We start from the raw sequence: 6763 nt of genomic DNA, 5'->3' as shown, positions 1-6763 counted from the left end.
AAGACGAAGGCGTCGAGAAGTTCGAAGCGTCCTGGAACGACCTGCTCAAGTCGACCGAGGCAGAGCTCAAGCGCCTCGCCCCCTCGGAAGCTCCGGCACGTCAGGTGTAGGACGCGGAGCAGGCCCGCTCCGCGGTGCCCCTCGTCGAGGACCGCACCCGATGGCTGCCGGGCTCTGATGGCAGCCATCGGGTGCGGCTCACACGGCATAAGGCGTAGAGCGCAGCCGAAGGGGCGTGGGCGCTCCCGCCCGGAGACCGATGATCAGCCGATGCTCCACTGCTGGGCGTTGTTTGCGTTGCAGGTCCACTGCCGGACCTCGGCACCCGGCGCGGTCGCCCAGTTGTAGTTGTCCAGGCACAGACCACTGTGCCGGTTGCTGAAAGTGGAGAAGCCCTCCCCCACCGCACTGACGCGCCACTGCTGAGCGTTGTTTCCGTTGCAGGTCCACTGCCGGACCTCGGCACCCGGCTCTGTCCCCCAGTTGTAGTTGTCCAGGCACAGACCACTGTGCCGGTTGCGGATCTGGTAGTAGCCGCCGCTCACCGGCACCATGGCCCAGTCCTGTACCGCGGCCCCGTTGCAGGCCCACTGCTGTACGGCCGACCCGGGTGCGGTCGCCCAGTCACGGTCGTCCAGGCACAGGCGGCTGTGCCGGTTGCGGAGTGCGACCGGTGTCGGTGCGGCGCCCGCCTCGCCGGACGGTCCCTGGACGACGGTCGAGGTGGACACCGGGGTGCCGAGATCGGGCGTGCCGTCCGCCTTCCAGGAGATCTTCTGCACGCGGGTGGTGCGCGACGTCCCGCAGCCCTGCGCGGCCGACGCGTTCGCGTGGTAGGCGATCCAGGTCTCGCTGCCGTCGGGCGAGGAGAAGAACGAGTGGTGCCCCGGCCCGAAGACGCCTGCGGCGTCGTCGCGCTGGAATACGGGTTCGGCGTGCTTGGTCCACGACGCGGCGGCGAGAGGGCTGCCGCCCCGGTACTCCAGCATGCCCAGCTTGTAGTTGGGGCCGTTGCAGTGGCTGGCCGAGTACGTGAGGAAGGTACGCCCGTCACGCTGCAGGGCGAACGACCCCTCGTTGACCGCTCCGTCCTGCCGCTCCCAGGCCAGGGTCGGGGCCGAGATCCGCGTCCCGGTCGCGCCGGCGGTCCAGGGGTTCACCATCGGCGCGATGTAGATCGACTGCAGGTTGTCCTGCGGGGCGAAGGCGGAGAACGTCATGTAGAGGCTGCCGTTGAGCTTCAGCAGGCTCGCGTCGATGGCCCAGCCGTTGTCGGGCATGAGGTCGATGATGCCGCGGTCGGTGTACGGACCCAGGGGGTCACGCCCGGCGCTTTCCAGGACGTGCGTCCTGCGGGGCCCGCCGCTCTGCTCGATCGAGTAGTACAGGTACCAGCGGCCACCGACCATCTCCAGGTGCGGCGCCCACATGGCGCTCCCGCCGGTGCGGAAGACCAGGCGCTCCGGGGCGTCGCGCAGACCGGCCAGCGTCGGCGACCGACGCATGACGATGTCGGACGACCACGTGGTGGCGACGTAGTAGTAGAAGCCCTCGTGGTACACCAAGGTCGGGTCGGCGCTGTTCGGTGCGCCGACCGCCGGATTGGTGAAGGAGGGGCCGGGCGCCGCCTCGGCCCGGGGGGATCCGATGAGGTTGATGCTCATCATGGTGACGAGAGCTACCGCGAACAGGAGAAGTCGTCCTGTCGATGTTCGTTGTCGAGCGAATGACACCGTGCCTCCTGGGGCGTCGGTCGTGCTGGGTGAGGGGCAAAAGAAGCTGGAGAGCGGTCAGGGTCGGGCACCGGGGCCGTTCCTCGCGCACACCACACGCGAGGAGCGGCCCCGGGGTGGGTGGCCCGGGTGGCCCGTCGCGGATCGGTGACAGGTCAGTACCCGACGCGGAAGGTCGCGTCGGCACGGTCGCCGGCGTTCACCGCCTCATCGACGCGCAGAGCGAGGCCCGCGTGCCGGAGATGGCGTGCGGGGTGGTTGAGGGAGCGGAAGGACGACCAGTCCGGGTCCGCCGGACCCGGCTCACGAGGGAACGTGGCGGCCCGGCAGAGCGAAGAGGTCATGCGTGTGCAGGGCATGACGCAGTGGAGCAGCGGTGCTTTCGGCCTCCGCCGGCCCGGACCCTTCGTTCTCGCGGCCACCGAGAAGGCGCCCGGTGTCCGTCGCCCGGCAGCGTCGGTTTCCCTGACCGGCCCGACGCGGTCAACCGCGAACTCCCCTCGTCAGCGGCTTGCCCGCGGTGGGCACGAACGCCGGACCGAGGGCGGTGAGCAGCACGTAACGTAGCTCACGCATCCACCACCGACAACCCCTTCTGTTATCGATAACACTCGTGTGCCGACCGGCAGTTCACTGCCGGTCGGCATCTGAACAGGCGGACCGCGGAACCGCCCTCCTCCGTCACGCCGCCTCCTCGCCGGCGCGGCCGATGTCAATGCTTCGCGACGTTTGGCCAGGGCTTGTCCGGCGAACAGGAGCCGCCCGCCGCAGAGTTCGGCCGACACGAGGAGTTGTTTCCGAGGGATTGAGCCGACGAACAAGCACTGTTAACGTTCACATCGCTTGAGGCCTCCTTCGACCGCTCGTCGGTGAGGGCCGGGCCGATTCACCGCGTACCCGCTCTACTCGTTCTCGGGAGGAGCCGTGTCGTCCAGAAAAGACCCTTCGTGACCGCGCCGTCCTCGAAGGGCCGCTGCCGGGCCGACCGCCGAGCGGGCGGGTGGGCGCACGGCTCGTGGGCACAGCCTTCCCCGGCGCCCTCCGCTTTCCCGCGCGCGGGCCCGGCCGCCCCGCCCGCGCTGCTCCCGCCCGGAGCGAACGCAGGACACCGGCCCGCTGCCGCCCTCGCATCATCGACGAAGGAGATTCCCGTGAGGCTCAGAAGTCGCGGTCTGCTCACCGCGTCGGCCGTCCTGGCCGTGCTGTCGATCGGTATACCCGCCCCCGCCTCGGCGGCTGCGCCCACCCCGGCGGCGACGTTCGTGAATCCGATCGCCCAGCAACGCGCCGATCCGCACATCCACAAGCACACGGACGGCTTCTACTACTACACCGCGACCGTTCCCGCCTACGACCGCATCATCCTCCGCCGGGCCACCACGCTTCAGGGGCTGTCGACCGCCCCCGAGACAACGATCTGGACCAAGCACGCCACCGGTGACATGGGCGCACACATCTGGGCCCCGGAGATCCACTTCATCGACGGCAAGTGGTACGTCTACTTCGCCGCTGCCCCCGCCGACGACCCCTGGGCGATCCGTCCGTACGTCCTGGAGTCGAGTGCCGCCAATCCGCTCACCGGCGCCTGGAGCGAGAAGGGGAGGATCAGTCTGCCGCTGAACACGTTCTCCCTGGACGCCACCACCTTCGTGCACAACGGCACCCGCTACCTGAGCTGGGCACAGACCGACCCCGCGGTCGGCGACGGCACGGGCATCTACATCGCCCGGATGTCCAACCCCTGGACCATCAGCGGTCGCCCGGCCCGCATCGCCTCCCCCACCCACGCGTGGGAGACCAGAGGCCACCGGGTCAATGAGGGGCCGGCCTTCATCAGCAAGGGCGACAAGGTCTTCATGACCTTCTCCGCCAGTGCCACCGACAGCAACTACTGCCTGGGGCTCCTGACGGCCGACCGGACGGCCGATCTGCTGAACCCCGCCTCCTGGTCCAAGAAGCCCACGCCCGTCTTCACCAGCAACACGGCCACGAGCCAGTACGGTCCGGGCCACAACTCCTTCACCGTCTCCGAGGACGGCGCGTCGGACATCATGGTCTACCACTCCCGTACCTACCGGGACATCAACGGCGACCCGCTGAACGACCCCAACCGGCAGACCCGGATGCAGAAGCTGTACTGGAACAGCGACGGCACTCCCAACTTCGGCATACCCGTCGCCGAAGGCCCCACCCCCGTCCGCTTCTCCTCGTTCAACTTCCCCGACCGGTACATCCGCCACTCAGGTCTGCGCGCCCGGGTGGAGGCGAACGTCACCGACCTCGCCGACTCGCAGTTCCGCATCGTCAGCGGACTGGCCGGCAACGGCACGGTCTCCCTGGAGTCGGCGAACTTCCCCGGCCACTACCTGCGCCACAAGGGGTTCGAGGTCTGGCTGGAGAGGAACGACGGATCCTCTCTGTTCTCCGGTGACGCCTCCTACCACCGCAGGCCCGGTCTGGCCGACGCGTCGGCCGGTCTCTCCTTCGAGTCGTTCAACTACCCGGGCCGCTACCTGCGGCACTACGACAGCCTTCTGCAGTTGCAGCCGGTGAACTCGGCGCTGGACCGGGCCGACGCCACCTACTCCACCACGTAGGCAGTGGCTCTTCGATCGGCCTATCGCTGTTGTCGTCAGTGGTAGGTCGTCAGGGTGGGGCATGCCCGGATCATGGGCGTACGCGTTTCCGTGCGCGGGAGTGATCGTCTCCCAGTAACTCCTGTCGTCCAGCCCGCCCCTCCCGAAGCACCGTGTCGAGCTCCGGGAGGGGTGGGCCCTCTGGTGGTCCGCCCCGACGAGAACAGACAACGTCCGCGAGGCGGTGTCCGTCCTGGACGACCGGCGGCTCGATCCGTGCGTCGAGGCCATCGGTGACAGTGACGGGCGAGCGCCGGCAGAGCGCCGCATGGGGTGTGCCGTCGAGTGGCCGATGGCACACCACAGAACCTCGAAGAGGCCCACGCCGGACGGGCGCGGAAAAGCGCTGTCGCGGGCGTACAGCGGGGCCACGGGGGGGGGAGGGATACGGGCCGGAGGGAATACGGGCCGTCGAACCAAGGACGGCCCGCTTCCGATCCGCGCCCGGGTCCCCAGGTGTTCGAGAGACAGCTCGGGCGCATCGGGGGTCGAGGCACAGCCGTCGGGCGGCCGCGGCGCAGGAGCCGGATGCCGTCCGGGGCGTTGATCCTCAGCGGCGCGCGGCGGCCGTGCGGTTCCTCGCAGGACTGCCTCGTGGCGCGCCACAGCAGCGGCCCACCCACGTGACTGTCGGGCCCGGACGGTGCCCCGGCCGCATCCGCGGTCGGGGCACCGTCCGCACCGGCGGGGGCCGTTCGGTACAGCGCACCCCCCGCCGGGCACCCCCGCTCGGTGCTGCGGCGAGCGATCCGCCGGGCGGGCGGGCAGGCCCGCCGGGTGGACAGCCTTCGGTGTGGACGCTGCGGCTCTCGTCGGCGAGCACCGGCGAGCGCCTCGGGCTGACCGGCCGGGCGGGGCTTCCCTCCTGCGGGAGGGCCGCGTCACGCCTCGGCCCGGGTCACATCCCCTGGGCGAGCCGGTGGTACGCCTGGTTCCAGCGGAGACGGTCCGCGAAGTCGTGGGCCGTCGTGCTGTCGTCGATCATCACCAGTTCGGTGCCGGCCATCTGCGCGAAGTCACGCAGCACATCCGAGCCCACCGTGGTGAGAACCGTGTGGTGCGGGCCGCCGGCCATCAGCCAGCACTCGGCGGAGGTGGACAGCGAGGGCCGCGGCTCCCACACGGCCCGCGCCACCGGCAGGCACGGCAGCGGCTCGTCCGGCAGGACGACATCGATGTCGTTGGCGACGAGCCGGAAACGGTCGCCCATGTCGGCCAGACCGATCACCGTGGCGGGGCCGGCCGCGGCGTCGAACACCAGGCGCACCGGGTCCTCACGCCCGCCGATCGACAGGGGGTGGATCTCGCAGGACGGCCGGGCGTCAGCGATCGAGGGGCAGACTTCGAGCATGTGGGCGCCAAGGGTCTTGGGCGTGCCGGGCCCGAAGTGGTAGGTGTAGTCCTCCATGAACGAGGCCCGCGGTCCCATGGCCTTCGCGGCGGCGAGCAGTGCGGAGGTCTTCCAGTCGCCCTCGCCTCCGAAGCCGTAACCCTCGGCCATGAGCCGCTGGACGGCCAGGCCGGGGAGCTGACGCAGTCCGCCGAGGTCCTCGAAGTTGGTGGTGAAGGCGCCGAAGCCGCCCTGTTCCAGGAACCGGCGCAGACCGGCCTCGATGGCGGCCGCATCGCGCAGCGAGGAGTGGCGATCGCCGCCCCGCATCAACTCCGGTGTCAGTCGGTAGAGTTCCGAGTACTCGCCGACGAGCTTGTCGATCTCGGCCGCGGTCACGGCGTCGACGAGCTCGACGAGGTCGTTGACGCCGTAGGTGTTGACGCTGACGCCGAACCGGAGTTCCGCCTCCACCTTGTCGCCCTCGGTCACGGCCACGTCGCGCATGTTGTCACCGAACCGCGCCAGACGGAGGTTGCGCATGCGGTGGATGCCGGTGGCCGCCCGGACCCAGTCGTCCACCCGCCTGACGACCTCCGGGTCGGCCACATGGCCCACCACGGTCTTGCGGGCCACCCCGATGCGGGTCTGTATGTAGCCGAACTCACGGTCGCCGTGGGCGGCCTGGTTGAGGTTCATGAAGTCCATGTCGATGGACGACCACGGCAGTTCCCGGTTGAGCTGGGTGTGCAGGTGCAGCAGCGGCTTGCGCAGCGCGTCGAGCCCGGAGATCCACATCTTCGCGGGAGAGAAGGTGTGCATCCACGCGACCACCCCGACACAGTCCGGGTCGGTGTTGGCCGCCTCCAGTGTCCGCCTGATGGCGGAGGCCTCGGTCAGGACCGGCTTGCCCACGATGTCGGCGCCGATCCGCCCGGAAGCGGCCAGCATCTCCTGGATCCTGGCCGACTGCTCCGCGACCTGGTTCAGGGTCTCGGCGCCGTAGAGGTGCTGGCTCCCCGTCAGGAACCAGATCTGCGGCTTGGTTGTGGTGTTCATCGGTC

4 protein-coding genes are annotated in these 6763 nt (G+C 69.7%); 1 reads left to right on the top strand and 3 read right to left on the bottom strand.

Annotated elements, in window-relative coordinates:
- Nucleotides 1-263: 263 nt before the first annotated feature.
- Both IE145_RS30780 and IE145_RS30775 read right to left on the bottom strand, forming a co-directional pair.
- Complete coding sequence (locus tag IE145_RS30780) at nt 264-1667, bottom strand: family 43 glycosylhydrolase (RefSeq protein ID WP_189528712.1); 1404 nt, start codon at nt 1665-1667, stop codon at nt 264-266.
- A 221-nt stretch (nt 1668-1888) separates the two neighbouring features.
- Nucleotides 1889-2077: an AbfB domain-containing protein gene (locus IE145_RS30775; RefSeq protein ID WP_229825969.1), complete on the bottom strand. Its 189-nt coding sequence runs from the start codon at nt 2075-2077 to the stop codon at nt 1889-1891.
- Nucleotides 2078-2935: 858 nt separating this feature from the next.
- Here IE145_RS30775 and IE145_RS30770 point away from each other — a divergent pair.
- Complete coding sequence (locus IE145_RS30770; RefSeq protein WP_373296651.1) at nt 2936-4330, top strand: family 43 glycosylhydrolase; 1395 nt, start codon at nt 2936-2938, stop codon at nt 4328-4330.
- Nucleotides 4331-5267: 937 nt separating this feature from the next.
- On the opposite strand, the gene araA is transcribed toward IE145_RS30770, so the two are convergent.
- Nucleotides 5268-6758, bottom strand: a complete 1491-nt coding sequence (araA, locus tag IE145_RS30765; protein ID WP_189528709.1) for an L-arabinose isomerase — start codon at nt 6756-6758, stop codon at nt 5268-5270.
- Nucleotides 6759-6763: the final 5 nt, after the last annotated feature.

The organism is Streptomyces sindenensis, from assembly GCF_014649035.1.
Lineage (GTDB): Bacteria > Actinomycetota > Actinomycetes > Streptomycetales > Streptomycetaceae > Streptomyces > Streptomyces sindenensis.
The sequence above is the reverse complement of the archived record's forward strand: the minus strand, read 5'-3'. Positions and strand labels throughout refer to the sequence as shown.

Coding starts and splice junctions, on each gene's coding strand:
- IE145_RS30775 (WP_229825969.1), bottom strand. CDS start 2,077: ATGACCTCTTCGCTCTGCCGGGCCGCCACGTTCCCTCGTGAGCCGGGT.
- IE145_RS30780 (WP_189528712.1), bottom strand. CDS start 1,667: ATGATGAGCATCAACCTCATCGGATCCCCCCGGGCCGAGGCGGCGCCC.
- araA (WP_189528709.1), bottom strand. CDS start 6,758: ATGAACACCACAACCAAGCCGCAGATCTGGTTCCTGACGGGGAGCCAG.